Below are 24,262 nucleotides of genomic sequence, written 5' to 3'. Positions count from 1 at the left end.
TCTTTCATGACATTCAGAGCGCATGCTGATCGAATCGGCCTGCGCTGCCACTCTCCTTGCCTACGCCTTGTGCGGCGCCAAACCCATCGAGGATCAAGGGCGTAAGGTCATCCATGGGCGCAAGCTTGCCAGCGCAAGCCCGCGCATCAAGAAGATTGCTCACCGACAGCACGTGCTTTCGTCCTATCGCAAATGTTGTCATGGCGTATTAAAGCAAGTCCGTGATGGCCGGTCTGGCCTGGCGGCGGGGATGCCATCGTCGTGCCCCACCGTCATCCATTTCTGGAGATCGTCATGCAAGCGCGTCATCAATTTTCGCTGTTCATACTGTCGCTCACCGTCTCGGCGGCCGCGGTGGCAGGCCCCTACGCCGAATACAGGGTCACGATCGTGGGCCCGGCCGGCAGCCAGCCCTCCGCCATCAACCAGGCCGGCGCCGTGGTCGGCTACGCGCCGTCCGGCCCTACCACCTACCGCAGCTTCGTCAACTACGGCAGGGGTCCTATCGACCTTGGCCTGCTGGGCGGCGTTTCCAACCAAGCGGTGGCCATCAACGACAGGGGCGAGGTACTCGGCAACGTGACCACCGCGAGCGGCCAGCTGCGCGGCTACGTGTACTACCGCGGCAGCTTCCGCCCGATCGCCGGCGTTCCCGGGCAGCGCACCCGCTTAATCGACATCAACAATGCCGGCTACATCCTGGCGACCAGCGCTCCGGTCGCAGACCCCACCTCGGGCAACCCGCGCGGCTACCTGCGCGCGCCAAGCGGCGCCTACCGCGACATCGGCACCCTGCCCTACCCGAACCCGACCACCCAGCCGGAAGCGCTCAACAACCGCAACCAGGTCACGGGCGAATCCGGGCAGCTCCTGCTTCCGGAGATCCCGTTCTACGCCTTTGTCTGGAGCCGCGGCGTGATGCGCCAGCTGGGCAGCTTCGGCAACACGCCCAACTACGGCCTGGACATCAACGACCGCGGACAAGTGGCCGGCTACACCTCGACGCCCACCTTCCGCGAGGCGCTGGCCACCATCTGGACCCATGGCCGCCCGAGCATCATCGACCCGCGCCCGCCTAGCCCCGGCGGCCGGTTCAGCACGGCCGACGCCATCAACAACCACGGCCACGTGGCCGGCAACAGCGACTTCCTGGGGCCGTACATCTACCGGGGCAAGCGGATGGAGAGCTTGAATTCGCTCATCGACCGCAAGTCGGGCTGGACCATAGGCTTCGTGCGGGGGATCAACGATGCAGGGCAGATCGCGGCGGACGCGGTGCGCGGCGGGCTGCAGTATGCGGTGCGGCTGGATCTGAAACGGCCGCATGGGTTGGGGGCGGCGCAGATCGAGGCGGAACAGGAGGCAGATGCGGTTGCCGAGGCCAAAGTGGAGGCTGGCGAGCAGTAATGAAGTGAGCTCGATTGGCGCGATAACGCGGTGCGTCGTGCCAATCTATTTCTTTGCAATGATGTGCAAACCGAAATAGGTAGGTGAATCGCAACCGTAGCTCCAACAACTAAAAACTTGAAGCATGTCAACGTTACGCTGGCTCCGAGATTTACTATCGATCGTCGTCCACACCGTTATGGCGTTCATTAGCCAGCCAAGCGGGATTGTGCCACTCCCTGACAGGAAGCTTCGCAATGGACTTGAAGGATTTAAAACAGGCATTCGCCGTCTTATCTGAGGCGAAACGCCCCATCCGGTTGCGTCTATCGCAAGAGAAGCAGGTGCTAGACGATGTCTTGCTGGTCAAACGCGTTGCGGGAACTGAAACGCTATGCGGCGGATTGGAATACCGGCTTCTATGCGTATCGACACGTTCTGATTTGCGTTTAAAGGAATTCATCGCACTGCCGGTTGAGCTCCAGTTTGTGACGGATCGCGGGGACCTGCGCGCCGTGTGTGGAATAGTCGCGCAAGTGGCTGCCGGCCAGAGTGATGGCGGTCTGGCGACCTATGAGTTGGTCGTGCGAGATGCGTTAGCTCTGATGGAGTATCGCACCAACACCCGCGTCTTCCGCAATCACAATGAACTGGATATCACCGAAGTCATTCTGCGTGAGTGGCGCCAGAACAATCCGGTGCTGGCCAAAGCCTTTGACGTGGACTGGTCACATGTAAAGGGTCGCTATGCCACTCGAGAATTCACGATGCAGCACAACGAGTCCGACGCCGCCTTTCTGCGACGGTTATGGAAACGGCGTGGCATCGCGTGGTTCATGCGGCCAGGTCAAGCTAGCCAGTCGCAAAGTCAGAACATCCCCGCCCACGCCCTGGTGCTATTCGACGACGCATACACTCTACCGCAAAATGGCGCCGGCGCCGTGCGTTATCACCGTGATGGCAGCACGGAGGAAGCAGACACCGTTACCGCATGGAGTCCGGTGCGCACACTCAAACCGGGTAATGTCGCGCGCCAAAGCTGGGATTACAAGCAAGCCCGCCCGATGGCCAGTAACGCGCCCTCCCGTATAGAACAGGGAAAGTTGGGTAACCAGTTCGCGATCAGCCTCGATGATTACTTGATCGATGTACCGCATGCTGGGAAGGATCACGACGATTACCGGCAACTCGGCGAAATGCGCATGAAGCGTCACGAGTACGAATCCAAGTGCTTTTATGGCGAAGGCAGTGTGCGCGCCTTATGTGTCGGCGAGTGGGTCGCCCTGACCGGCCATTACGAAATCGACACGCATCCGCCGAAAGAGCGAGAGTTCATCGTCACACGCATGGAAGTTGATGCTGAAAACAACCTGCCCAAGACCGTCGACGAGCAGGTGCGGCGCCTGTTTGCGCTGAATCGCTGGGACGAAAGACCGTCCAGCAACGCTCTACAGCAAGCCGGCGAAGAGCGCGGCATGCGTTACACCAATCGCTTCTCTTGCGTGCGCCGTGGCATTCCGATTGTTCCCGCATTCGACCCCCGTGCCGATTTGCCGCGTCCCCAACTGCAAAGCGCAATCGTCGTGGGCCCGGCCAGCGAAGAAGTGCATTGCGACGAATATGGCCGCGTCAAGGTGCGTTTTCCCAGTACCAAGCCGGAAGACCACAGCCATGCGCAAGGTGCCGGCGCCAGCGACAGTGACTTGGATTCCGCTTGGGTACGTGTTGCTAGCACCTGGGCCAGCAATCACTGGGGAACAATTACCCTCCCCCGTGTGGGCGACGAGGTCATCGTCGATTTTCTAGGTGGAGACCCTGACAAGCCCATTATCGTGGCGCAGGTCTACGGCGGCAAAACCAAGCCACCTTCATTCAGCCATACTGGGGAACTACCCGGAAACAAGTACCTGGCTGGCATCAAAAGCAAGGAAGTGCACGGTACCCGCTACAACCAACTGCGGCTGGACGATACGCCAGGGCAGATCAATGCGCAGCTGTCCTCCCAGCACGGGTATAGCGAGCTGAATCTGGGATGGCTCACTCATCCTCGCAGTGACGGTAAGGGCGAGGCGCGAGGCGAAGGGGCCGAGTTGCGCAGTGATCGCGCTGTTGCGGTACGCGGCGCACAAGGCGTACTCATCACTGCCGCCGCACGCCAGCAAGCCAGCGGCAGGCAACTCGACCGTAATGAATTGATTGGCTTGGTGGATGCGCTGCAAGGCGTGCAGCAGTACTTGTCCGAGCTGTCGACGGCGCATCATGCGGACGGTACCGACGACAAAGAACTCAGTCAACTGATCGCTCACCTGAAGCGATGGGAAGCCGGCAGCAACACCGAAGTCGACGCCACGGGCGCCGGGGGTCAACCCGTCGTGGCACTGTCCGCGCCTGCCGGCGTGGCAGTGACGAGCCAGGACAACATTGCGATTGGCTCACAAACGCATATCGACATGGTCAGTATTGGCAATACCCAGCTTTCCGTCGGCAAGAAATTGCTCGCTCGCGTATCCGAGAATATCAGCCTGTTCGCGCATCAACTCGGCATAAAACTCATCGCCGCCAGCGGCAAGCTGGAAATGCAGACGCACAGTGACGACATCGAGGTCACGTCTGCCAAACGCATCGTGTTGACGGCAGCCGACGAAATCGTGCTGCAGGCGCCCAAACTGCGCTTCGTCGCGCAAGGTGCTCAGGTGGATCTTGGTGGCGGCACTATTACCCAGCAAAGCAGTGGTGAGCACACCATCAAATCGTCGAAGTTCGCTCATGTCAAACCAGGAGGCGGCAATCCACCTGGCTTAACTTTGCCCAAGAGCGAGCTGGCGCACGATCAGCAAACCGTTCTCCGTTGGATTGGAACAGACGAGCCGATGACGAATCAACGCTACCGCATTACGACAGAGGACGGGCGCACGTTCGAGGGGCGCACCGATGCAAGCGGGCGGACCGAGCGATTTACGAGTGCCATCCCTTTTGGACAGTACACCGTCGAAGCGCTCGACGACTGACACCGGTAATCGCAGACAAGACGATAAACGAGGCTGAAGGGCACGATGACAACCGCTGAATACCTGTTACCCGCGAAACAAAACGACGGTGCCGCTCGGAAGACTGAAGGCTTTGCGACACCGAAGCAGGACAAGAAGCTGCAGTGCGCCAGGTTTCTCCCCAAGCGGGTGTTGCCGATCGTTTTTCTACCCGGGATCATGGGATCGAACTTGCGAATGAGCACGCAGCGGCAAAAAGAGCTGCACAAAAAGGACAACATCGCATGGCGGCCAGACGTTCTTGGTCCAACGAACATTAGAAGTGCGTCCAATGAAAGTCCAGCAGGTCGACAACTGAGGCTCGATCCGATGCAAACCACGGTGGACATTTATGATCCCGCCGGTCCGATGGACATCAGTGGAGATGGTCGGCATGGCAATGTGACACTCGACGAGAACTTTCGTTCGCCATTGCTAACAGATGACCCACCAACCGCGAAAAACCCGCGTAGCGCGGTACAAAAGGCCCGAGCGCGAGGCTGGGGTGAGGTCTTTTTCAAAAGCTATGGAGAGCTGTTACAGCATCTCGAATCACGCCTCAACAATACATTCTCCGAAGGTAAGCTGCGGCAGGAATGGGGCGATGTCGTGGGCATTGATCCTCGTGTCTGGGGAAGCGACTCCAGCTTGCCGCAGTCGGCATTAACGGAAGCCGAACTCAAGAAAATCGCTACTGGCTGCTGGTTTGCTGTTTACGCGTTCGGATACAACTGGCTGCAATCAAACGGGGACAGCGCCAGAATCATCGCCAAGCGCATTAACCAGCTGATGGACGATCTCAACCAGTCAGGCTATGAGTGCAACCAAGTGATCGTCATAACCCACTCTATGGGTGGGCTGGTCGGCCGGGCACTGGTCCACCCGAAGTACGGAAATCTGCAGGACAAGGTGCTGGGCATCGTCCATGGCGTTATGCCCGCCATCGGTGCCCCAGCCGCCTACAGGCGCATGAGGGCCGGATTTGAGGATTCCGGCATGATGTTTGGCCCAGAAAACAGTCTTGGTGCCAAGGTGGCCGGCAATTATGGCGACGAAGTGACAGCAGTTCTGGCGAATGCACCAGGGGGATTGGAGTTATTACCGACCGCGTCCTATGGCAATCGATGGTTGCGCGTGACGCACAATGGACGTGACCTGGAGGCATGGCCGAAACAAGGCGATCCATACAGTGAGATCTACAAGGTGCGAGGCAAGTGGTATTCACTGTTTCTGGAAAAATGGATCAATCCGTCTAGACTGCCTTCAAGACTAGGCGGCGGCACTTTCGAGCGGACGTGCGAGTATCTCGACAAGGCCCAGGGCTTCCATCGACAGATCGATCAGACGTTTCATCCCAACAGTTATGCACATTACGGCGCCGACCAAGCGCGCCGGAGCTTTGGCGAAGTCATATGGGAAATCGACAAGAGCTGCGCTGACCCGACGGGATGGCAAGATTGGCCCATCCTTGGTGACACTAAGCAAGGGCGGGTGGAACTCGTCCGATGGGATCCTCTAAACAGCAAGGCCTTCAAAATTGTCGATTTTCAAGTACCCAAGCCGATATATGCCACTATCCTTCCGCCTTCGGCGCCAGGCGACCAAACTGTTCCAGCGAAATCTGCCGACCATCAGCTGAAGAGTGGAATGTTCAAGGGCGTGTTCCGCCAAAACGGTTACGAACACCAAGCTAGTTACAAAAATCCTCGGGCAATCGCATCGACGTTGTACAGCATTATGCGCATCGCGCAGACGGCTACATGGCAATGCTGAAATGACACTTATATGCGCCTATTAACACGTCTTCACATTGTTCCTCTTGCCGCCGTGCTCTTGATGCTTGTTGCCTGCGATCGCACTCCAAAAGAATGGAAGACCCCTAATATGACCGCACTTACACCCCGCCTTCAAGCCGTGTTCCAGAAAACCAAGACCGTCTGCTTTGGAAGATTCATGGTCGATTTGCCGTCCTCGGCAACTGTAGCATGGGGGGAAACTGATGTGTCACTTGGTATAAGCGTACTCCCAAACGGCGTAGATGAAGTGAAGAACCTGGCGCAAAAATTCATCGACGAACTCAACAGCGAGAAGGCGATCAACCACGATGACGTCCCGTTGCTACTGTCGGTAGAACATGTGCCTCAGCCCGAAGGCAAAGTCGTTATCGGTTACGAAGATTTTCAGGCCATCAACGGGCTCAAGATCAACGGATATTTCAGGCTGAATAAAGACGGCATTGTCATTAATGCACGGCCTTTGAGGAACGACAAAGATGGAACTGTATCACTCATCAAGAGCATTGCCCGGCGCCTAAAGCAACGTTCAGAAAACGACGTCCCAACTGAGCCCGGCAACTGTATCGAACATGCCTTCCTCCCTGACAACCCGGCTCCAGGCGAGGAACCGCCCGTAGAACTCATTCGTATCGGCTTTCGGTTAAAGGAGTTCCCTGACACACACCTCTCGGTTTTTGTCGGACCGTCGAATCCCCATTACGAAGAGAGCCACTCGCTGGAGTGGCGGCTTACTCAGCTCGAGAAGAACCAGAAAGCCCAGGATCCAAACAATCCGCTGATAAAAACTAAAGACCTGCGCAGAGGGGCGCGGCAGATCCACGACTGGCTGAACGGCTTTGAAGCCCTGTCCCGTACCCCGGAACAGGCGGAAATACACTCGATCCATGATTTCGCCATGGATTTCAGAGGGGTGCCGTCGGACCCGTTGAAACCATATGTAGAAATACAGATGCAGACTGGCGTTGCCGACAACGTTGCAGGCGCAACCAAAGCTAGCCTGACCGACGAAGAAGCAATAGCAGTTTGGGACAAGATTACTAGCACTATCCGTGTGCGTCCAACCGGCGCTGAGGCGGTCAAAACGGCCAAAATGGACTCTGGTCCTACGCTTCCACTCGGCGAGCTTGCGGCAACTGGGCGCGCGTGTCCGCAAACCGGCTGGTGGGTGCCTGATGAACCGAGAGACACTCAAGGTGACCGGCGGCAGCACGTCAAGGCAGGCGAGCGCATGCCGCATGTGATATCGCTCGGCAAACCGTCCATATGGCAAAAGCTGAAGGGAGAAAAGCCTACTTACCGTACGGCGACGGTGTGGAAACTAATCAGCTATGACGCCGCACCAGTTCAGGTTGACCCGATCTCGGCGACGCCAACAATTGCACATATTTCTCCCGACAGCTTTGCCGCCAAAGACGCTGGTGGCGGCACAACCGAAAGCAGCCGGAACAACGAAATTTCAGCGCAGGAGAAAGGTTAAGCCATGCGAAATGTGATTCGTCTTGGCGACCCCACGTCTCATGGCGGCAAGGTCGAGAGTGCCGGCGCAGATCATTTTACGGTTGACGGCATTCCTGTCGTTCGCGTTGGGGATGTATGCAGTTGCCCTATCAAAGGACATGACAACTGCACCATCGCCGAAGGAGAACCGGATCACGTCATTGACGGCGTTGCCGTCGCCTACGATGGGCATAAGACCACTTGCGGCGCTACCTTGATCGCCACCGTAGGGAACTTTGGTGGGCAATAGTCAGAGTATAGTCCCACCTCACTGATTTCGTGGCCTTGGCCGAACATTGGCAGAGGCTTACATTTCCCATTTCGGGCCACTGCGTTTGTCAGATGGAGGGAGGCATATTGGTGGATATTTGCAACTGACGGGAGCCTATATTTACCAGCCTTCTCATCATTGAATCACAAGGCTATGTACGCGGTGCGAACACTGCGCTTGGTGCCGAATCATTCTGTGAGGGCTGGTCCGCTTTTTTGGAGCTGCAGTTCCCTGACGTACAAGGTGCGCTGGTTTTGGGCCATGATTGGGAGCCGTTATACGTCTTTGAAAATTTGGAAGAGAAAGAACAATTTGCGCGTCGTACTAAAAGCTGCTCTGGGGTCGATCTCGGACCTTAGCAGACGCAAAACTCGTTTTACAGAACTGCGCAAATCGTAAAAAGCACTCTAAGTGCTTGATTTTACTGGTAGGCCTCCCCGGAGTCGAACCGGGCACCAACGGATTATGAGTTCTACGGCCATCCTATTGAACTGAATTTTCTTACCACCAACCATACCGCAAGCCATTGATATTGCACACATTTCACGTAGAATGAGGTTGAAAGAATTATACTCTACGTTAGACATAGTGCTTACAAAGTGCTTACATGGAAGTTGGTATGGGAAAAAAAGTAAAGTTAACTAAGACGTTTGTTGACGCGGTTATTGAACAAGGGTTTTACTGGGATACCGAGCTACGTGGCTTCGGGCTTCGAATTAGCGGCAGGACCAAGAGCTACATCGTTCAAGCTCGCATCAAAGGAAAAGACACTAGACTGACAGTTGGACGACATGGCATTTTCACTGCCGAACAGGCCAGGCAGCATGCTCGGCACCTACTTCACAAGATGTCCACTGGCACGAACCCAAAAGAAGAAGCACGCGCACGCCAGCAGGAAGACATTACTCTTGCCGAGTTGTTTTCTGCATACATCGAACGTAAGCGGTTAGCCCCTAGGACTGAGTCGGACTATCGGGGATACATGGCAAAGTATTTTTCCGAGTGGAAATCCCTGTCCATTACTGCGATCAAGCCAGATATGGTTGAGCGAAAGCATAGTCAACTTGGCGAGTCACATGGTGCCGCGCAGGCAGACGTAGCGATGCGATGTCTTCGCGCAATGTTTAATTTTGCTGAAGGAGTTTTTCTCCGGGCAAACGGCGATCCATTGGTGCCCTCCAATCCAACAAAGCGGTTGAGTGCATTGAAGCAATGGTTTAACCCACAAAGCCGTAAAACATACATCCAAGAGGTAGAGATTTATTCTTGGTATCAAGCAACATGTAAAGTCGTCGCTGCGACACCAAGCGCCAGCACAGAAACTGTTAGAGACTATTTGCTGTTTTTGCTCTTCACCGGTCTGCGCCGTACTGAAGCGTCCCTATTGCAGTGGAGCAACGTCGACTTTGAGGAGCGCAGATTTACCCTTCCCCGAGAGAACACAAAAAACAGGACTGAGTTCTCTTTACCCCTAACGACATACACTCATGCCCTTCTGAAGCGGCGTGCAGCATTAGCGAATTCAAACTTTGTTTTTCCCGGCACAGGCAAGACAGGACATATTGTTGAGCCTCGATACGTGATGAAGAAAATTACTGATGAGTGCGGCGTTGAATTTACCTTGCACGATCTGCGACGGACCTACGCCACCTACGCGGCCACCAAAATTGACAACAGCTGGACAGTAAAGAGACTGCTCAACCATCTTACAGGGCAAGATATTACTCAGCGATACCTCCAGGGGATCGAACGCCTGCGCGAGCCTGCCCAATTGGTTACTGATTACATTTTAGAATTGATTAGAGAGCCAGAGCCGAGTCACCATCCTTAACCTCCCACCAATCAAAAAACACGCAAATTTAACGATTGCCGGACACCTCAATAATTAATAGCCCTGCCGTACTAGGACAAGCTGAAATTCCGGATTTCACGCTATTTGACCACATTAACTATTAACCATAAATTTACTCCGCCACGGTGAAATATTTTGTTGCGCGATTAATTATCGTGAATGATAATGCGCTCTCCATAACCGACCGGAGGAACTATGAAGCGGAATTATCTGCAGCGAAAGAATGAAACCATTGCCGTTGAAAATAACTTTCGCACCGTCGCAATCACAAAAGATGACGCACTACTCACTTCTGAAGAAGTATCTACGTTAATTGGGAAGTCGAAAGCTTGGCTTGCCCGTAAACGCTGGGAGGGCGGCGGGATACCCTATCGAAAAATCGGACACCACGTCCGGTACCAAGCTAGCGTCGTCATGGAATGGCTAAACAGCCAACCGCAAATGACGTCAACAAGTCACCTCAAGTAATGAAATCAATTGCAAACGCAGGCACTGCTACGGGAGCAATCTCCAACGCTCACGTCAGTGCCGCGCTTTGCTCTATCAGAGAACAAAGCGTACATAGAGCAACAATATGCATCGCAGGAGTCGTGTTTTCATTGATAAGCTGAGCATCACAATTCCGATTGAACACAGCAATTGGATAGCAGCGATGAACAATCTTTGCGAGGCAACATATACACATGAAAACTTCACTCAGGTCTTACACCAACGTGACAGTGCTAGATTTCAGATATACCAATTCGCTTGGTTACTTCAACTGCGAACCTCATCTGCACAAGAAAACGTATTCATTCAAACATACCCAAAAACTGTCGCTACGGCGTTTATGCGCCTTGAGTGGAATCCGGAGAAATCTGGAGCGGTTGCAATGGCCGAGCTGTGCAACTTCTTTGATTCACTTGTTCCCGGCTTTTCTACAGCGCTAGTGAACGCAAAGATTACACGGGCGGATATTAGCTTCGACGTGGAGCGTGCTAGTCCAAATATGTTCTATACCTATACCAACTCAAGTCGGACTTCTACACGGATATACCCGAACGGCTATTATCTTGGCGCACCGAAGAGCACTCGTCGATTGCTCGTCTACAATAAAGCTGTTCATAATCGCCTTCAAGCCACATCTGGAACTTTGGCAAGACAAACACCAATATCTAGATTTGAATTTGGATTTAACAACCTCGGAAAAATAACCGACATTCCAGCACTTCCAAACGAAATTAGCAGGTATGGAATTGCATTGAAGTATAAAGCTGGACGACTAGCAGTCTCGCCCACATGGGATCGCTTTCTTTCAAACAGTGATAGGTTTGGTGCGCAGGAGGCGTTCAGCCTTGTTCCGCGAAGAGAGACGAAATCGCAATTGCGCCGCATCCTAAGTGAACATTGCAAACCATGCTGGTTCAATGTTGAAACAATTTGGAATGAAGCTAAACAAGAGTTAGCGAAAGCCCTCTGTAGACATTAAGCTCCGCACGGAAATTTTTCTGCGAATATCTGCAATTTTTGGACGGCATGGGAGTCAATTTGCAATCGCTTGCAACCCCCTGGCTTGACACGATCAGCAGCTCGATCAGCAGCTGAGTAAGGGGCTGCTACCTAGCGGGTCCTCCTTCATAAAGAACCACCATGGAAGTATTTCTGAACGCAAAGCATGATACGATTCCTACGTTCAAGTAACCCGTTACTGTGCACTGCTAGTATCGACCTGCACTTGTAGCTTCATAGGACCCTGACCATGTTAATCAAGAAAATTTTGCGGCACCTGCTGTTCGTTGTTCCCCTTCTCGGCATACTAAGTGCCTGCGGCCCGGCTGTTCAAACTGGAGTTCAAGCCTTCAATAAACGCGATTACTCGACAGCTGTGTCCATATTTTCGAAGAACGACAACGACGCTACAGCTCAGTTTTACCTCTTCCAGCTTTACGATGCTGGATTGGGCGTAAAAGCAGATGAAGCAGCAGCAAAAAATTATCTTGAGAGATCTGCGTCAAATAATTATCCCGATGCTCACCTTAAGCTTGCTGAACGTTACCTTTCGGGTACTCCCCTTTACCCACAGAACCGCGAACGAGCCCTCGTACATTTGAACGCTGCGGCTGCACTGAAACATCCAGACGCCAACCATGAGCTGGGCAACTATTACGCAGACAAGGATGGCGGCAATGATCTTGCAATGGCACGGGCTTACCACGAGCAAGATAAGGGAACTATCGAAGGAGATTCATGGCTAGCGTTTTATCACGAGCATGGGGTCCATGGCTTTCCCTATTCTCCTGTTACTGCATTTGGGTTTGTATCCGGTTCGCTAGCTCATAAAGATGCAAGTTTTAAGTTGCCGAGGGTTGCTAGTAATGCTTTCGCCCTAGCCGAGTATCATTACTATGGTTTTGGCACGCCTCCCGTGCCAACCAAAGCAGTCGCGATATTGAACGAACTGAAGAGTTCAAACGAACAATGGGCAGACGACGCTGACGCTATGCTGGCTTGGATTCAATATAATGGCGATGGAGTTTTACCTGATCAGCGGACCGCTGTCGAAATCTGGGAAAAATTGGCTAGGAAAGAGTTAGCTTCAAGTAAGGCGATGCAGATCAGCCCATACGTGAAGCGAGGCTTACTAAAGGCGTATAACACCGGTGTCGGAGCGCCATTTGACGCCGATATTAAACACGCGATCAAATCGGGGAAACTTCGAGATCAGAGCGTTCCTCTTGCTTGGCTCTACCAAACTATTGATGAGGCCGCTTTATGTCCGGACTGGCCCCCATCTCTTGCAAACCCTGGGCGGTACCGAATGCTCGCGGCACAAGTGCACCTAATATATGCTGACTGCAAATCGCATGGGAGAAACCCAGATCTAGTCCAAGCGTATGATGTCGCGCGACTGGCAATAGCTTTTGACCCAGCGAAGGGGACGAAGAAAGCTCAAGAAATTTGGGCGGCAATGTCAAAGCAGCAGCGTGAATATGCGACGAAATTGCATAATATCAACGAAACGTTATATATGCTCCGATGAGGAAATAATCGCTAGTGGAAAACTTCTGTTAGCCCATATTTAAGCTGCAGAACGTTTTCCACATGAATTGAATTTTCAAATCAGCCTACTCATCTTTTTCGTCGAACGAATTAGTTTTCGGCCTGAACCGCGCCAGCTTCGCCCTCTGCTCGCTTCACCTTCCTCGGAGCAGCTGGGGTTACCTCATCCCAGCCATACTTGAAGCGATCATATAAGCAGACCAGTTTCCGGAAGAAGGTCGAGTAATTATTATTGCTGAGTTTGCCCAAATTTTGTTGAAGGAATTGCTGCGCAATTTCCAGATCGAACCTTTCCTTCGGAACAAAAGCGAGGAATATCGCTGCCTTTTCTGGCGTGTTAGTCTCGACAATTTCGCGCATCGATTTGTTTTTCTCAGAGCGAAGGTATGCTTTCAGATAAGTCGCCGTTGAGTAGGAGCCAGGCCCCTCACCCATATGTTTTTTCACATCATAACCAGACTGTTCATAAGCATCTTTCGAATCTACTGCAAGAGCTCTAAGATATTTATAAACTGGGACATAGGTAGCAATTTTCCCAATGTTTGGCACTGTCGTACCCAACACCTTCGTGGGATCAAACTGCTTATCATCAAGGACAATGTCGTGGAAGATGTCGATGAGCGTTACTCCCTGATAGCCTATCTCACTTGCCCCGCCCTCTATCACGCTATTCATCCCAACCCCAACAACAAATTGCAAATCATCTTTCTTATCGATTTTGTCGATATCAGCAACATACAATTTGGTCTCCGGCGTTTTCGATTTGACTAGCTCATAGATCTGCTCTTTGCAAAGTCGGAGTACGCGTGCCGGAATCTTTCTCTTCACCGTTTCAAGCGCCTGATAGACAGGAACAAAACTGTGAGCCTTCACAATTGTGATGGGAATCTGACCACCCTCAATAGCCATTACGGTCTGGCTATAGCTGTCTTGGCCAGGGTCAGCGCGACCAACAAAAATTAAGTTATTCTGTAGCTTAGATATGTTATCGGTGCCGAGGACGGATACGATTGCCTTTAGAAGGGCAACAATATTCGGATCAGTGAGGGAATAGCCAATAAAGACTATCGGATGCTCTACAAACAGTGTAATTAGCTTCGCTGCTAAATACGGGTTCTTGTTATCAAACTCATCGTAATCATGTTTAGTAAGAACTAACGACGAAGGTCGCGACGACGAGCCGTGTATCTTATATATCTCTGCTATTGACTGTGGATTCGAGAAGAGCAACTCAGATTGACCAACGAACACCTTGTAATCAGGAAATAGCTGCTCAAGCAGCAAGTCCCAATTGGTAGTAATGATGCCATCCACGTTGAGACGGGACAAGATCTCTATTTCATCCTTATACGCTGACGACATTAGGTCCGAGAGAGACAGTGACGTAAGGTAGTTTGATATCTCAATGCGCAAGGCAGACGTTTTATCCTTGAGCTTTGACTTCTTTTTATCCCGACTTGCCTCGTACTGTGGAGATGCCCACCAGTGCTGGTGAAAGTCTTCAGCAATGAGCTGTGCCGTCTCGGGAAGACTGCCATCCGCAGTCGTATAGTAGTAGTCGAAGCTCTTGATATCCTTGCAGAACCTCCTAAGTAGCGCCTCCCAGTCCTCTAGCCCTATGTATCGACGCGAAAAGCCCGAGCCAACGAATAGGAACGGGGTAGACGGCGCAGATTGAAAGTGCTGTGTAAGCTGTTCAGCGAGACTCACATTGACTCCAAGCGTTTAGCGTTGACTAGGAACAATCGATTGTACTCGTAAACAAATGTTAAAACATTGCAGATTACTAGATGTTTTGTTGAGCTCCCGCACGGAGTGCTTACAATGTGCTTACAAATCAAAAAGGGTCAGCATATGATGTATGCTAACCCTTTGATTTTATTGGTAGGCCTCCCCGGAGTCGAACCGGGCACCAACGGAGTAGGATGGGCAGCCAACCCCCAAAGGGTGGTCAACGGCCTTCCTCCGAACGCAACGTGCAAGTTTCCAAGCATTGCGCTCTCCAGCAAAGTATCCACGCTTTATCGCACCGCTAAAGCCGGGTCAAACAGCTGATTTAGCCGAATGCCGTCATACTGTCCGTTGTGAATCTTCCTGTGGCAAGGCCCACATGCAGGGATTTGCTTACGGTTTATCACGGCTAGTAGCCGGTTGAAGCCCACTGGGGACTTCTCACCCATCTTTCGAACGTGACGGACATGATGCATCTGAACGTCGACATCCGAGCCACATATCGCACAATGCTCTCCCAGTTTGCTGCGGGTCCGAAGCCGCAGGTGTCGTTGAAATAGAGCGTCTGGAGAAGGAATTTCGCCAATCCTAAATCTCGTGGGGTTCCTCTCCCAGTTCGACTCGAGTGGAAGACTGACGCCAACCTTTTCGCCCTGTGACGTAGTTCTGAAGACGGTGAGTCTGTCTCCGAACTTCTGGAAGGTCTTTCGTACCGAGGTCCTATGTTTCTCCGCTAGGGTCACCGCGGCTGAGAACTTCAGCACATATTGAATCCTGGTAAGCTTGGCATAGTTGTCTGCGAAGCTGTAGTAATTCAGTAGTCCGCGGAGAACTGAGCCGTACATCTGGATGATTTGGTCATCGTCGAGAGGGACCCAGCTCTTCTTTGGCAGTGGATTGCCTTGCATCGTACAGAAACCTTTGGAGCATAACTTGGCAACCAGCTTCGGTACTGGTGCCCATAGTTGAGGTAGCCACCCTGTGACTCGCTTGTCGAACCGTTTCCCGTTACGGACTACGCTTACGACTTTCTGCTGCGAGGACCCAATTTTGATGCGCGTACCGAGGAAAAACGCCTCCTCTGTCTTAGCATGTCTAATGTGAGTCTTTTCGAGGTTTAGCGTTAGACCAAGTTTGTCCGCCATGAAGTCACCTACCTCCCTGCGGATTCGCTCAGCCACTTCCTTAGGGCCATTGATGCCCACACACCAGTCGTCTGCATATCGAACGTACTTAATCCGCACGAACTCCCCGTCGACACTGCTCGAGGGTATGGCTAATTTCGCTTGTTTGACAGCTCTGACTTCTCTGGCTTTCTCAGACCGCTCAGTCGACATGAGAGGTAGCAACTCGATTTCTCGGCGGCATTTCTCAAGGCGCTTCGTAGCCCTGATGTATTCCAGGTTGAGCTTCCTCTTCTCACCTTTGTCCGTCCGCTTAATCAACTCGGCCATGTACTCGTCGAGTTCATGGAGGAAGATGTTGCAAAGGATTGGCGATACGATTGAGCCTTGTGGTGTGCCTATATCACTGTCAACCGGTCTTTTGAACTCGTAGTATCCAGCGGTAAGAGCTTTCCTGATTAGATTGAGGAATCGCTCATCGCTAATCCTTTTTCTAAGACATCCAATCAGAAGGTCATGGTCAATGTTGTCGAAGGCGGCTTTAACGTCTCCCTCTACAATCCATGACACTCCACTCCATTCCGAACGAATGGACTTGAGCGCCGTGTGGCACCCTCTATCAGGTCTGAAACCATGACTGTCGCTGCTGAACGTCGCACCATAGGGGCTCTCGTAGATGCACTCGAGTATTAGTCGAATGACCTCTTGAACAACCTTATCCCTTGGTGGTGCAATGCCTAGCGGGCGAGTTTTACCGTTTGCTTTCGGGATGTGCACTCTGCGGGCTCTCGAAAAGCTGTATTTCTCGGACCGCATTTCGCAAATAGTTCGCTCAATGAGGGCCATTGAGAACTCGTCGAGTGTTGAGCCGTCTGCGCCTGGTGTCATGTTCCCCGGTTTGCTCTTCAATCGCTCGTATGCAACGACGTACAACTCAGGCCGATACATTAGGCGATAAAGGTCACCGTTTACCCAATTTGGGTCGGCGTTTTTAGTACGTAGTATTTCTAGTCTCTCGAGGTTCTTGTAACTCATCCGAGTCAACCCAACTTTTGAATAGAAATCACTTTGCCTGTAGTGCTTCCCTTTATCTTTTCACATTACTGAAAACGTATATAGCGTGTTTGGTAGGCCCGGCAGGATTTGAACCTGCGACCAATCGATTATGAGTCGACTGCTACTGACCCCTGAGCTACGGGCCCATCATCCACACTAACAGGTACTACCACTACTCCGTTGCCGGTCCGATTACTTGTGTTACCACTCGCTTTCGTCCCCGACTGTCATCGACCTTCTGACAACAGACTTCTTAGGAATTGCTTCCCTTAGGCAATCCCTTGGTTAACACACAATCGTGCTCTAGGGTTAGGTGCCCATTTCGTTCATTACTCTCATCTTGAGAGCCCGTACAGACAAGGAACTTTAAGGTATTCATAATCGCTACCATTAACTGTCTGTTCTGGACGTAAATCAGCGTGTCCAGAAGTTGCGAAGATACCCCGGTAGAACTTGGGTTCAAACAATACAGTCTTCACCATACCTAGCCTGGCTGACGGGCCTATTGGAGATGCTGATTACCCCTTACCCGCCTTTTAACAACATGCTGCTTTCCCCTTGGAGCTTTCCCCCTCAGGTGTCCCAGAAGGCTGCATGTTAACACATCGCCTCCCTCCGGTAAGTTGCTGCCTTATCCACGTAGTTCCAGTGGAGTATTTCTAAAATACAACGATTGTGCACCCTATCCAAGGCGCACTTATGAGTCCGCTGCTCTAACCAGGCATGAGCTAGAGGCCCAGAAATCGGGACAGTGGCTAGAAGAACACTCGCCACCTGCTTCAGCGGCGCGGTACCGTGAAGCAGAGTGGCGAGAGGATATTGCTTTTACTGCAGGTCCGTCAAGGGCAGACTACAACAATCAGCTGCTACCCTCGAGGAAGCTCTTCAGCTTGTCCGAACGCGACGGGTGACGCAGCTTGCGCAGCGCCTTCGCCTCGATCTGGCGGATACGCTCGCGGGTCACGTCGAACTGCTTGCCCACCTCTTCCAGCGTGTGGTCGGTCGACATCTCGATGCCGAAGCGCATGCGCAGCACCTTGGCTTCGCGTGGGGTCAGCGAATCGAGCACGTCCTTCACCACGCCGCGCATCGAGGCGTGCAGCGCGGCGTCCGACGGCGCCAGCGTGTTGTTGTCCTCGATGAAGTCGCCCAGGTGTGAATCGTCGTCGTCGCCGATCGGCGTCTCCATCGAAATCGGTTCCTTCGCGATCTTCATGATTTTGCGGATTTTGTCTTCCGGCATCTCCATCTTGATGGCGAGGGTGGCCGGATCAGGCTCAGCGCCGGTCTCCTGCAGGATCTGGCGCGAGATCCGGTTCATCTTGTTGATCGTCTCGATCATGTGCACCGGAATACGGATGGTGCGCGCCTGGTCCGCGATCGAACGGGTAATGGCCTGGCGGATCCACCACGTCGCATACGTGGAGAACTTATAGCCGCGGCGGTACTCGAACTTGTCCACGGCCTTCATCAGGCCGATGTTGCCTTCCTGGATCAGGTCGAGGAACTGCAGGCCGCGGTTGGTGTACTTCTTGGCGATCGAAATCACCAGGCGCAAGTTGGCCTCGGTCATCTCGCGCTTGGCCTTACGGGCCTTCATCTCGCCGGCCGCCATCTGCCGGTTGATGTTGCGCAGGTCCGGCAGCGGCAGCACGACGCGGGCTTGCAGGTCGATCAAACGTTGCTGCAGTTCCTTGATGGTCGGGATGTTACGGCCCAGGATGGCGCTGTAGGCGTGGCCGGCGTTTACTTCGCCGTCCACCCATTCCAGGTTCGTCTCGTTGCCCGGGAAGACCTTGATGAAGTGGGCGCGCGGCATGCCGCAGCGGTTCACGGCCACGTCCAGGATCTGCTTCTCGATGTGGCGCACTTCGTCCACCTGGCCGCGCAGGGTGTCGCACAGCTTCTCGACCACCTTCGCCGTGAAGCGGATGCCCAGCAGCTCGTCGGAGATCGCATCCTGCGCCTTGACGTAGGCCTTGCTGTTGTAGCCGTCCTTCTCAAAGGCCTTGCGCATCCGGTCGAACTGGTCGGCGATGTTGTTGAACTTCGCCAGGGCAGACTGCTTCAGGGCTTCCAGCTGCTCGGCCGAGTAGCCGGCCGCGCCGGAGGCTGCGCCGCCCTCTTCTTCCTCTTCCTCGGCTTCTTCCTCTTCGTTCTCGTCTTCGTCTTCGTCGTCGGTCGACGTCGGCGCGACGGCAGTCGGCGAGGTGTTCTCGTCTCCTTCCGGGTCGACCATGCCGTCGACGATCTCGTCGATCTTGATCTCGTCGCGCTCGATCCTGGCGGCGGCTTCGATGATCTCGGCGATCGTCACCGGGCAGGCGGAGATGGCCTGGATCATGTCCTTCAGGCCGTCTTCGATGCGCTTGGCGATCTCGATCTCGCCCTCGCGGGTCAGCAGCTCGACCGAACCCATCTCGCGCATGTACATGCGCACCGGGTCGGTGGTGCGGCCGAAGTCGGAGTCGACGGTGGAGAGCGCCGCTTCGGCGGCAGCTTCGGCTTCGTCGTCGCTCGTAACGGTGGCGACATTGTCGGACAGCAGCAGGGTTTCGGCGTCAGGGGCGTGCTCGTAGACGGCAATGCCCATGTCGTTGAAGGTGCCGATAATGCCTTCGATCGCTTCCGGATCGACGATGTTGTCCGGCAGGTGGTCGTTGATCTCGGAGTACGTGAGGAAGCCGCGCTCCTTGCCCGACTTGATCAGGGCCTTGAGCTTGTTGCGGCGGATTTCGAGCTCTTCTTCGCTCGCTTCGGTATCCGACGAGAACGCGTCTTTCAGCAGCGCCTTTTCCTTGGCCTTGCGGTCCTTGGCCTTGGCCTTGTCCGCAGCCTTCAGTTCGGCGCGCTCGACCGCGTTCAGGGCGGCGATCTCATCGTTCTCGGGCGTGAATTCCTTGGGCTTGCGACCACGGCGCCCCGGCACCTTGACGGACGGCAGGACGTAGCCCGACGTATCGATCGCAGCCAGTGCGGCCGCGTCGGTCGTCGCATTGACCGGTGCGGGGCTCGCCGTACGAACCTCGGCCGTGTCTTGACCTTTGTCCACCTTGGCGGACGCTCTCGTGGTTTTTGCAGCCACTTTGGTTTCGGGTTTCTTGGTTGGCACAGGCGCTTTCGAAGTCACGACGACTAACTTTACGATGGTTAAAGATAAAGTTTTGTTACCTTACATCACCCTGCAGGCAATTATCTGTTGCCTCGCTAACCCAAACTCCACGCGCGATTGAAACAAAAAATGGTTTCAATGGTTGCAATAGTTAGCGTTTTATTATAGCACGCACCCCTGTTTTTCCAAGTTGCACAAATGACCACAAGCGTGCTCAGCGTGCTGTATTAACGGGGTGTCATTGCGGCAGCGTCTTCACGGTCCAGGAGGTCCTGCTGGGCAACGATCTCGCGATAGCGAGTGCTTACCTGATCTGGGGACAGTCCGGAAGAAAACAACTGGTTAAGTTCTTGTTTTAATGCGTCCTTCTTGATTTGACGTAGCGCACTGAGCAGCCAGATTCGATCCGCGTCGACGTCCGATTCCGGCTCTGCAGCGATTTCCGAGATCAGGCCGTCGTATTCTCCCGTCACTTCCTTTAACTGTTGTGACAAGGCAGCGAAGGTGCCGTATTCGCCCAGGCTTTGTGCCAGTTGCACCAGGTGGCGCAGCGCGTCGGCGGCGTCCTGGCCAAAGTGGTCGAACGAGGCCTGGGCCGCGTCGTCCAGCAGCTGGGCCAGCTGCGGGTGCGAGACCAGGATGCGCAGTATCTGCAATTCCAGCCCCACCGGCTTCGGCCGGCCCTGGCGCGGCGGGGCGCGCCGCACCACCGATACCGGCTTGGACAGTTCGAACAGCGATTCGATTTCGGCAGGGGTAGATTGGGTCAGGCTGGCCAGCCCGCGCACGATCTGCAGGCGCAGCGAGGTCGGCCCCATCGCCTGCAGCATCGGCTTGGCTTCGTGCTGGGCATGCGCCCTGCCCTCTGGCGTGTCGAGGTCGTGTTCGGCGCTCACTTCGCGCAGCAGGAACTGCGATAGCGGCATGGCATCAATGATTTCCTGTTCGAAGGCTTCCGCGCCGCGCTCGCGCACGAAGCTGTCCGGGTCGTGCTCCTGCGGCAGGAACAGGAACTTGATGGTCTTGTCGTCCGTCACTTGCGGCAGGCAGGCTTCCAGGGCGCGGCGGGCGGCGCGGCGGCCGGCCTTGTCGCCGTCGAAGCTGAAGATCACAGTGTCGGTCTGGCGCAGCAACTTTTGCACGTGGGTGCTGGTGCAGGCAGTGCCGAGCGTGGCGACGGCCTGCGGGAAGCCGAGCTGGGCCAGGGCAACCACGTCCATATAGCCTTCCGTCACCAGCACGTAGCCGGCGTCGCGGATACTTTGGCGCGCCTCGAACAGGCCGTACAGCTCCAGGCCTTTCTGGAACAGCGGCGTTTCCGGCGAGTTCAGGTATTTCGGTTCGCCGCCATCGAGCACGCGGCCGCCGAAGCCGATCACCTGACCCTTGGTGTTGCGGATCGGGAACATCACGCGCTCGCGGAAGCGGTCGTAGCGTTTCTTGTTATTACCGTCCTCATCGACCTTGTCGATCACCAGGCCGGATTCGACCAGGGCCAAGGCCTCGTAGTCGGGAAAGACCGAGCGCAGGTTGTCCCAGCCGCCGGGGGCGTAGCCCATGCCGAAGCGAGCGGCCACTTCGCCGGTGAGGCCGCGGTTCTTCAGGTAGGCGATCGCGTTCGGCGCTTCACGCAGCTGGGCGCGGTAGTAGGCGCAGGCCTGGGTGAGCGCCTCGGTCATCGCCAGCGACTGGGCCTGCTGGGCGGCGCGCTGCTGCGGCGGGATCTTGTCGTCCTGGTCCGGCACCACCATGCCCGCCCCCTGGGCCAGGTCCTTGACGGCGTCGACGAAGCCCATGCCGGAGTATTCGATCAGGAAGCCGATCGAGGTGCCATGGGCGCCGCAGCCGAAGCAATGGTAGAACTGCTTGGTCGGGCTGACGGTGAAGCTGGGGGACTTTTCGTTGTGGAATGGGCACAGGCCCATGTAGTTGGCCCCGCCCTTTTTCAGCTGGACGTAACGGCCGACGATGTCGACGATGTCGACACGATTGAGCAAATCGGTAATGAAGGATTGCGGAATCACTAGGAGTACTCAGTGTTTGTCTCAACGCAGACTATACCGCAGCGGTGATTGCAAATTGATTTACGACAAAGCATCCGTTTGGATGGGGTCGTTTGTGGGCAAGCGTCGCGGCCATTTCACAGCCGGTTGAACGCGCGGTCGGCAGAGCCGACCACCCTACGATAGAGCGGTTTTCGTAGGGTGGGCCAGTCCCTTGCCCACGCGTTCAACTACAAGCTGATCAGCCGCCGGTCAGCGCCTTCTTCACTAGCCCCGACACCACGGTCATGTCCGCACGCCCCGCCAGCTTCGGCTTGAGCACGCCCATCACCTTGCCCATGTCCTGCGGACCGGCCGCACCGCTCGACGCCACGGCGGCAGCCACTTCGGCCGCGATTTCCTCGTCCGACAGGCCGGCCGGCATGTAGCCGGACAGGATCGCCAGTTCGGCTTTCTCGATATCGGCCAGGTCGGCGCGGCCGCCGGCTTCGAACTGGGTGATCGAATCCTTGCGCTGCTTGATCATCTTCTCGACGATGGCCAGCGTCTGGGCGTCGTCCAGTTCGATCTGCTCGTCGACTTCCTTGCGCTTGATGTCGGCAAGGATCAGGCGGATGGTGGCCAGGCGCGCGCTTTCCTTGGCGCGCATCGCGGCTTTCATGTCCTCGGTGATTTGTGCTTTCAGGCTCATGGCTTCAGTCCGATAGAGATAAGTAGGATGGTACAAACGACAAAACCCGCCGCGGCAGAACCGGAGCGGGCTTGCGGACGCTCAGCGACTCGCCGGGACCTGAAGTCGCCGGGGCAAGCCGTCAATGCAGTCTGATTAGTACAGCTTCTTCGGCAGCTGCTGGCTGCGGATGCGCTTGTAGTGACGCTTCACTGCGGCGGCCAGCTTGCGCTTGCGCTCTGCAGTTGGCTTCTCGTAGAACTCGCGAGCGCGCAGTTCGGTCAGCAGACCGGTTTTTTCGATAGTGCGCTTGAAGCGACGCATAGCGACTTCGAACGGCTCGTTTTCTTTAAGGCGGATAGTGGTCATGTAAAAATGAAACCGTTGGATTTAAGGAAGAACGAAAGTTTAGCACTATTTGTGCGTCAGTGGAAGCTTTTATGGAGCTGTTCCTTCATTGCCACACCGATCAGACACTGCTACCAGCTACATACCCTGAAGCCCATGCCCACTGGAAGTTATAGCCGCCCAGCCAGCCGGTGACGTCCACGGTCTCGCCGATAAAGTACAGCCCCGGCGCCTTGTTCGCCATCATGGTCTGCTGCGACAGCTCGCGCGTGTCCACGCCACCCAGCGTCACCTCGGCCTTTTTGTAGCCTTCCGACCCGGTCGGGACAATGGCCCAGCGGTTGATGGCGTCGCCCAGCGTGCGCAGCCTGGCGTCGGCCATGTCGGCCAGGCGCGCGTCCGGGGCGAAACCGTTGGCCACCAGCAGGCCGTCGGCCAGGCGCGCCGGCATCCACCCGGCCAGTACGTTGCCGAGCTGCTTCCTGACCGTGGTTTTCATGCCGATGAGTTCCTCGGCCACGTCCATCTCCGGCAGCAGGTCGAGCACGATTGGGGCGCCGGGTTGCCAGTAACTCGAGATCTGCAGGATCGCCGGGCCCGACAGCCCGCGGTGGGTGAACAGCAGGTCTTCACGGAAATGGCCGCGCGGGGTCTTGTCCTTGCCCTTCCCGCTTTTACCTTTTCCTTCGCCGGTGCTCACCTCCACTTCCAGCGCAATGCCGGCCAGCGGCGCGAAGGCTTCCCAGCTGGGGCCGTCGAAGGTCAGCGGCACCAGGCCCGGACGCGGTTCGACGATCTGCAAATCGAACTGCTTCGCGATACGGTAGCCGAGGTCGGTGGCGCCGATCTTCGGGATCGACAGGCCGCCGGTGGCGATCACCAGGCTGTCGCAGGCGATGTCGCCACCTTCCGCGGCGACCAGGAAGCCGGCATCAAGTTTCTCGATCGCGCCGACTTTGCACGGCATGCGCCAGCTGACCTTGCCGAGCTCGCATTCGGCACGCAGCATCTGAATGATCTGTTCGGACGAGTCGTCGCAGAACAGCTGCCCCTTGTGCTTCTCGTGGTAGGCGATGCGGTATTTCTTGACCAGGGCGAGGAAGTCCTGCACGGTATAGCGCGACAGCGCGCTGCGGCAGAAGTGCGGGTTCTGCGACACGAAGTTGGCCGGACCGGCGCCGATGTTGGTGAAATTGCAGCGTCCGCCGCCGGAAATGCGGATCTTCTCGGCCAGGCGCGTGGCGTGGTCGATCAGCACCACGCGCTTGCCGCGCTGGGCGGCCACGGCCGCGCACATCATGCCGGCGGCGCCTGCGCCGATTACTGCTACATCGTAGTGTTTTGCCATGCC

General features: G+C 55.2%; 17 protein-coding genes and 1 tRNA gene. 9 read left to right on the top strand and 9 right to left on the bottom strand.

Annotation, left to right across the window (positions count from 1 at the left end; all coding sequences use genetic code 11):
* Nucleotides 1–13: 13 nt before the first annotated feature.
* Entirely contained in the window at nt 14–202 is a 189-nt protein-coding gene (locus AC56KL_RS19000) for a hypothetical protein (protein ID WP_497181731.1), read from the bottom strand.
* Nucleotides 203–294: 92 nt separating this feature from the next.
* Between AC56KL_RS19000 and AC56KL_RS18995 the strand changes: the two genes are divergently transcribed.
* The 9 genes from AC56KL_RS18995 to AC56KL_RS18955 all read left to right on the top strand — a co-directional run bounded on the left by AC56KL_RS18995 (nt 295) and on the right by AC56KL_RS18955 (nt 12,847).
* Nucleotides 295–1,407: an HAF repeat-containing protein gene (locus tag AC56KL_RS18995; protein ID WP_497181730.1), complete on the top strand. Its 1,113-nt coding sequence runs from the start codon at nt 295–297 to the stop codon at nt 1,405–1,407.
* Between the two features lie 236 nt (nt 1,408–1,643).
* Nucleotides 1,644–4,394 (top strand): type VI secretion system Vgr family protein, encoded by a 2,751-nt coding sequence (locus tag AC56KL_RS18990; protein WP_497181729.1) that lies wholly within the window; start codon nt 1,644–1,646, stop codon nt 4,392–4,394.
* Nucleotides 4,395–4,439: 45 nt separating this feature from the next.
* Nucleotides 4,440–6,185, top strand: coding sequence for an esterase/lipase family protein (locus AC56KL_RS18985; protein ID WP_497181728.1), 1,746 nt, complete (start codon nt 4,440–4,442; stop codon nt 6,183–6,185).
* Between the two features lie 111 nt (nt 6,186–6,296).
* Entirely contained in the window at nt 6,297–7,685 is a 1,389-nt protein-coding gene (locus AC56KL_RS18980; RefSeq protein WP_497181727.1) for a T6SS immunity protein Tli4 family protein, read from the top strand.
* A 3-nt stretch (nt 7,686–7,688) separates the two neighbouring features.
* A complete protein-coding gene (locus AC56KL_RS18975; RefSeq protein WP_497181726.1) occupies nt 7,689–7,955 on the top strand; it encodes a PAAR domain-containing protein in 267 nt (88 codons plus the stop codon).
* A gap of 628 nt (nt 7,956–8,583) precedes the next feature.
* Nucleotides 8,584–9,807 carry a tyrosine-type recombinase/integrase gene (locus AC56KL_RS18970; RefSeq protein WP_497181725.1) on the top strand — a complete coding sequence of 408 codons (1,224 nt, stop codon included), beginning with the start codon at nt 8,584–8,586 and terminating at the stop codon, nt 9,805–9,807.
* A gap of 216 nt (nt 9,808–10,023) precedes the next feature.
* Complete coding sequence (locus AC56KL_RS18965; protein ID WP_497181724.1) at nt 10,024–10,296, top strand: helix-turn-helix transcriptional regulator; 273 nt, start codon at nt 10,024–10,026, stop codon at nt 10,294–10,296.
* Nucleotides 10,297–10,480: 184 nt separating this feature from the next.
* Nucleotides 10,481–11,296, top strand: a complete 816-nt coding sequence (locus AC56KL_RS18960; protein WP_497181723.1) for a hypothetical protein — start codon at nt 10,481–10,483, stop codon at nt 11,294–11,296.
* A 270-nt stretch (nt 11,297–11,566) separates the two neighbouring features.
* Nucleotides 11,567–12,847, top strand: coding sequence for a tetratricopeptide repeat protein (locus AC56KL_RS18955; RefSeq protein ID WP_497181722.1), 1,281 nt, complete (start codon nt 11,567–11,569; stop codon nt 12,845–12,847).
* A 110-nt stretch (nt 12,848–12,957) separates the two neighbouring features.
* Here the strand turns inward: AC56KL_RS18955 and AC56KL_RS18950 are convergent, their stop codons facing one another.
* From AC56KL_RS18950 to AC56KL_RS18915, 8 genes are all read right to left on the bottom strand, one after another.
* Nucleotides 12,958–14,577 (bottom strand): SIR2 family protein, encoded by a 1,620-nt coding sequence (locus AC56KL_RS18950; protein ID WP_497181721.1) that lies wholly within the window; start codon nt 14,575–14,577, stop codon nt 12,958–12,960.
* 311 nt (nt 14,578–14,888) lie between these two features.
* The gene (locus AC56KL_RS18945) at nt 14,889–16,631 is read right to left on the bottom strand and encodes a group II intron reverse transcriptase/maturase (RefSeq protein WP_497181720.1); all 1,743 of its coding nucleotides are present in this window, start codon (nt 16,629–16,631) and stop codon (nt 14,889–14,891) included.
* A gap of 216 nt (nt 16,632–16,847) precedes the next feature.
* Nucleotides 16,848–16,924: transfer RNA gene (locus tag AC56KL_RS18940), tRNA-Ile, on the bottom strand.
* Between the two features lie 713 nt (nt 16,925–17,637).
* On the bottom strand, nt 17,638–19,830 hold the full coding sequence (gene rpoD / locus AC56KL_RS18935; RefSeq protein WP_497181719.1) for an RNA polymerase sigma factor RpoD: 2,193 nt from the start codon (nt 19,828–19,830) through the stop codon (nt 17,638–17,640).
* A 287-nt stretch (nt 19,831–20,117) separates the two neighbouring features.
* Complete coding sequence (dnaG, locus tag AC56KL_RS18930; protein ID WP_497181718.1) at nt 20,118–21,914, bottom strand: DNA primase; 1,797 nt, start codon at nt 21,912–21,914, stop codon at nt 20,118–20,120.
* A gap of 220 nt (nt 21,915–22,134) precedes the next feature.
* A complete protein-coding gene (locus AC56KL_RS18925; protein ID WP_497181717.1) occupies nt 22,135–22,584 on the bottom strand; it encodes a GatB/YqeY domain-containing protein in 450 nt (149 codons plus the stop codon).
* Nucleotides 22,585–22,719: 135 nt separating this feature from the next.
* Nucleotides 22,720–22,932 (bottom strand): 30S ribosomal protein S21, encoded by a 213-nt coding sequence (rpsU, locus tag AC56KL_RS18920; protein ID WP_005665410.1) that lies wholly within the window; start codon nt 22,930–22,932, stop codon nt 22,720–22,722.
* Nucleotides 22,933–23,032: 100 nt separating this feature from the next.
* A complete protein-coding gene (locus tag AC56KL_RS18915; RefSeq protein WP_497181716.1) occupies nt 23,033–24,259 on the bottom strand; it encodes a BaiN/RdsA family NAD(P)/FAD-dependent oxidoreductase in 1,227 nt (408 codons plus the stop codon).
* Nucleotides 24,260–24,262 lie beyond the last annotated feature (3 nt).

Source organism: Telluria sp. ZB4P34, assembly GCF_059686055.1.
Note: the sequence above shows the minus strand (reverse complement) of the source record. Positions and strands in the feature narration are given on the sequence as shown.

Excerpts from the sequence above, each read along its gene's own strand:
- rpsU (WP_005665410.1), bottom strand. The coding sequence starts at position 22,932 with ATGACCACTATCCGCCTTAAAGAAAACGAGCCGTTCGAAGTCGCTATG.
- AC56KL_RS18955 (WP_497181722.1), top strand. The coding sequence starts at position 11,567 with ATGTTAATCAAGAAAATTTTGCGGCACCTGCTGTTCGTTGTTCCCCTT.
- AC56KL_RS18915 (WP_497181716.1), bottom strand. The coding sequence starts at position 24,259 with ATGGCAAAACACTACGATGTAGCAGTAATCGGCGCAGGCGCCGCCGGC.
- AC56KL_RS18985 (WP_497181728.1), top strand. The coding sequence starts at position 4,440 with ATGACAACCGCTGAATACCTGTTACCCGCGAAACAAAACGACGGTGCC.
- AC56KL_RS18975 (WP_497181726.1), top strand. The coding sequence starts at position 7,689 with ATGCGAAATGTGATTCGTCTTGGCGACCCCACGTCTCATGGCGGCAAG.
- AC56KL_RS18925 (WP_497181717.1), bottom strand. The coding sequence starts at position 22,584 with ATGAGCCTGAAAGCACAAATCACCGAGGACATGAAAGCCGCGATGCGC.
- AC56KL_RS18965 (WP_497181724.1), top strand. The coding sequence starts at position 10,024 with ATGAAGCGGAATTATCTGCAGCGAAAGAATGAAACCATTGCCGTTGAA.
- AC56KL_RS18995 (WP_497181730.1), top strand. The coding sequence starts at position 295 with ATGCAAGCGCGTCATCAATTTTCGCTGTTCATACTGTCGCTCACCGTC.
- AC56KL_RS18970 (WP_497181725.1), top strand. The coding sequence starts at position 8,584 with ATGGAAGTTGGTATGGGAAAAAAAGTAAAGTTAACTAAGACGTTTGTT.
- AC56KL_RS19000 (WP_497181731.1), bottom strand. The coding sequence starts at position 202 with ATGACAACATTTGCGATAGGACGAAAGCACGTGCTGTCGGTGAGCAAT.
- AC56KL_RS18980 (WP_497181727.1), top strand. The coding sequence starts at position 6,297 with ATGACCGCACTTACACCCCGCCTTCAAGCCGTGTTCCAGAAAACCAAG.
- AC56KL_RS18990 (WP_497181729.1), top strand. The coding sequence starts at position 1,644 with ATGGACTTGAAGGATTTAAAACAGGCATTCGCCGTCTTATCTGAGGCG.
- AC56KL_RS18960 (WP_497181723.1), top strand. The coding sequence starts at position 10,481 with ATGAACAATCTTTGCGAGGCAACATATACACATGAAAACTTCACTCAG.